3 protein-coding genes are annotated in these 2,675 nt (G+C 71.6%); all 3 read left to right on the top strand.

Annotated features, from left to right (window positions below):
• A partial coding sequence (locus PHA29_RS10400; RefSeq protein ID WP_270849565.1) for a hypothetical protein occupies positions 1–661 on the top strand: 661 nt, incomplete at its 5' end.
• Positions 661–1,197 (top strand): hypothetical protein, encoded by a 537-nt coding sequence (locus PHA29_RS10395; protein ID WP_270849564.1) that lies wholly within the window; start codon positions 661–663, stop codon positions 1,195–1,197. The genes PHA29_RS10400 and PHA29_RS10395, both read left to right, overlap by 1 nt.
• 57 nt (positions 1,198–1,254) lie before the next feature.
• On the top strand, positions 1,255–2,328 hold the full coding sequence (locus tag PHA29_RS10390) for a type IV pilus twitching motility protein PilT (RefSeq protein ID WP_270849563.1): 1,074 nt from the start codon (positions 1,255–1,257) through the stop codon (positions 2,326–2,328).
• The last annotated feature ends 347 nt before the right edge of the window (positions 2,329–2,675 follow it).

The raw sequence follows: 2,675 nt of genomic DNA, 5'->3' as shown, positions 1-2,675 counted from the left end.
CGGGCGCATGGGCGCGGGCGCGGCGCGGCGCGACGGGGGCTCCGGACGGCCGGACGCGGGTCGGCGCGACGGGGGCCGGGCGAGCTGGCACGGCACCGCCCTGCTGGTCGAGGCCCTCGTGCTGCTGGCGTTCCTCGTTGCATCGCTCGCCCTGTTCATGCAGGCCTTCGCGCAGGCGCGCGGCATGGGCGCCGAGGGTTCCCAGCTCGCGCAGGCGGTCGCCATGGCCTCAAACCTCGCTGAGGAGTTCGCCGCGGACCCCGCGACCGAGCCGGAGCCGCTCGAGCGCGACGGCCTCACGGCGTCGTGCGCGATCGCGACCGTCGCGGCGGACGATGCCGGCCACGCGGACGGCCAGACGGGCCCCGATGCGGACGACGCCCCGTCGGGCGGCTCGTCCGGTGACTCGTCCGGCGCCGTCGGGACGCTGTACCGCGCGACGATTCTCGTCACCGACGGGGACGGCAACGAGGTGTACCGCCTCGTGACCGAGCGGTACGCGAGCGGCGACGATGCGGCAGGGACGGACGGCAGCTCATCCGCCGGAACCGCGTCCGCAGCCGACGGCTCGGCCGCCGATTCCCCCTCCCCCGCCGATGTCGTCGCGTCCCCCTCCCCCGTCGACAACGCGTCCCCCTCCGACCAAGGCGAGGTGATCTGATGGCGCGCGGGAACAGCTCGGTGCGCATGGGCCCCATCAGCCTGTTCGCCCTCGTCATCATCATCTGCCTGGCCGTCATGGCGGTCCTCGCGCTGGCGACGGCGCGCGCCGGCCTCGCGCGGTCCGAGCGCCAGGCCGACTCCGTCTCCGCGCTGTACGCGAACGAGCGCGCCGGCCAGGAGCTCGTCGCCCGCGTCGATGCGCTGCTCGCGCAGGCCCAGAAGGACGGCCTCGATCGAGGCGGCGCGACCGACCTGCTGGCCGATGCGCTCCCCGGCCTCGCCGACGCCGCCGCATCGGCAGCGGCCGCCGCGGACGAGGACGCCGACGCGGACCTCCTCCCGCAGGTAGACACCGCATCCGTCGACCCCGCCGACGCGACCGCGACCGTCCGGTTCGCCACCGCGTCCGGGCGCCTCCTCGATATCGAGCTCACCGTGACCGCCGACCTGACCTGCGAGACGAGCAGCTGGAAGGCGACGACCCTCTGGACCGAGGACACCAGCGACACCGTCTGGTCGGGACCCTCGACCTGAGGGCGCCGGCCCCGACCGCGCACGACACCGACCCACCCCGACGAACAGGAGCCAACCATGAACCTCGAGCAGTTCCTCAAGAACATGATCGACGTGCGGGCGTCCGACATCTTCGTGATCGCCGGCCTGCCGCTCACCTACCAGGTCGACGGGCGCCAGGTCCGCTCCGACGCCGGCCCCCTCATGCCCGCCGACACCGAGGCCATGGTCCGCGCCATCTACGAGGTGGCCGGGCGCCCGTTCGAGCGCTTCGCCGAGTTGGGCAACCACGACGAGGACTTCTCGTTCGCGCTGCCCGGGGTGGGCCGCTTCCGCGCCAACGTGTTCCGGCAGCGCGGCTCACTCGGCGCGGTGGTCCGCGTCATCCCCTTCGGCCTGCCCGACCCGGCAGACTTCGGCATCCCCGAGGAGGTCATGCGCATCGCGCGCTTTCAGAAGGGGCTCGTGCTGGTAACGGGCCCGGCAGGCGCGGGCAAGTCCACCACGCTCGCGTGCGTGATCGACCGGCTGAACCGCGAGCGCTCCGGGCACATCATCACCATGGAGGACCCGATCGAGTACGTGCACCGCCACGGCTCCTGCATCGTGACCCAGCGCGAGATCCCCACCGATGTCGCGACCTACGCCGAGGCCCTGCGCTCCGCCATGCGCGAGGCGCCCGACGTGATCCTGCTCGGCGAGATGCGCGACCCTGAGACCATCTCCACCGCCGTGACCGCGGCCGAGATGGCGCAGCTGATCTTCTCGACCCTGCACACGACGGGCGCGGCGGGCACCGTGGACCGCATCATCGACGCATTCCCGCCCACGCAGCAGCGCCAGATCCGCATGCAGCTCTCCATGGTGCTGCAGGCCATCGTGAGCCAGCAGCTGGTGCCGACCGTCGACGGCGGCGTGACCCCGGCGTTCGAGATCATGGTGACCAACACGGCGATCCGCAACCTGATCCGCGAGGAGAAGACGCACCAGATGGACAGCGTCATCGCCGCCGGCGGCCCGGAGGGCATGCGGACCATGGACCAGAGCCTGTTCGAGCTGGTCGACGCCGGGCGCATCACGCGCGAGACCGCGCTGCAGTACGCCATCCACCAAGAGGCCCTCGAGCAGCGGCTCTCCGTCGCCGGGCTATAGGGCCGCAGCGGCGACGCCCCTACTGGGCCGCGGGGTCCCACCGTCGCCGGGCTATAGGGCCGCGGCGGTGCGGCAGGGCAACGGGTTCCAGCAGCTGATGGTGCGACGGCGCGAACCGAAGCGGGACACCGTCGCCGCACGGCCGCGGCGGCGGGTCGGGGGGCGCGATCCTGGGGTTTTCTTCGCTGGAAGGTGGTAAACAATTTTACTGTAACGTTAAACCCGGACCCTTAAAGTAGACGAGAAAGGGCGCAAGCTCTCTACCTGCGCTTTTGATGGGACCGTTCCCCCGGCTACTCGGAGACCCCCAATTTAACGGAGGCTTCGGTAGTTTGTGTGACAAGGGG

It is taken from the genome of Candidatus Collinsella stercoripullorum (assembly GCF_027669965.1).
Classification (GTDB): Bacteria; Actinomycetota; Coriobacteriia; order Coriobacteriales; family Coriobacteriaceae; genus Collinsella; species Collinsella stercoripullorum.
This window is presented reverse-complemented; position numbering and strand designations above follow the sequence as displayed.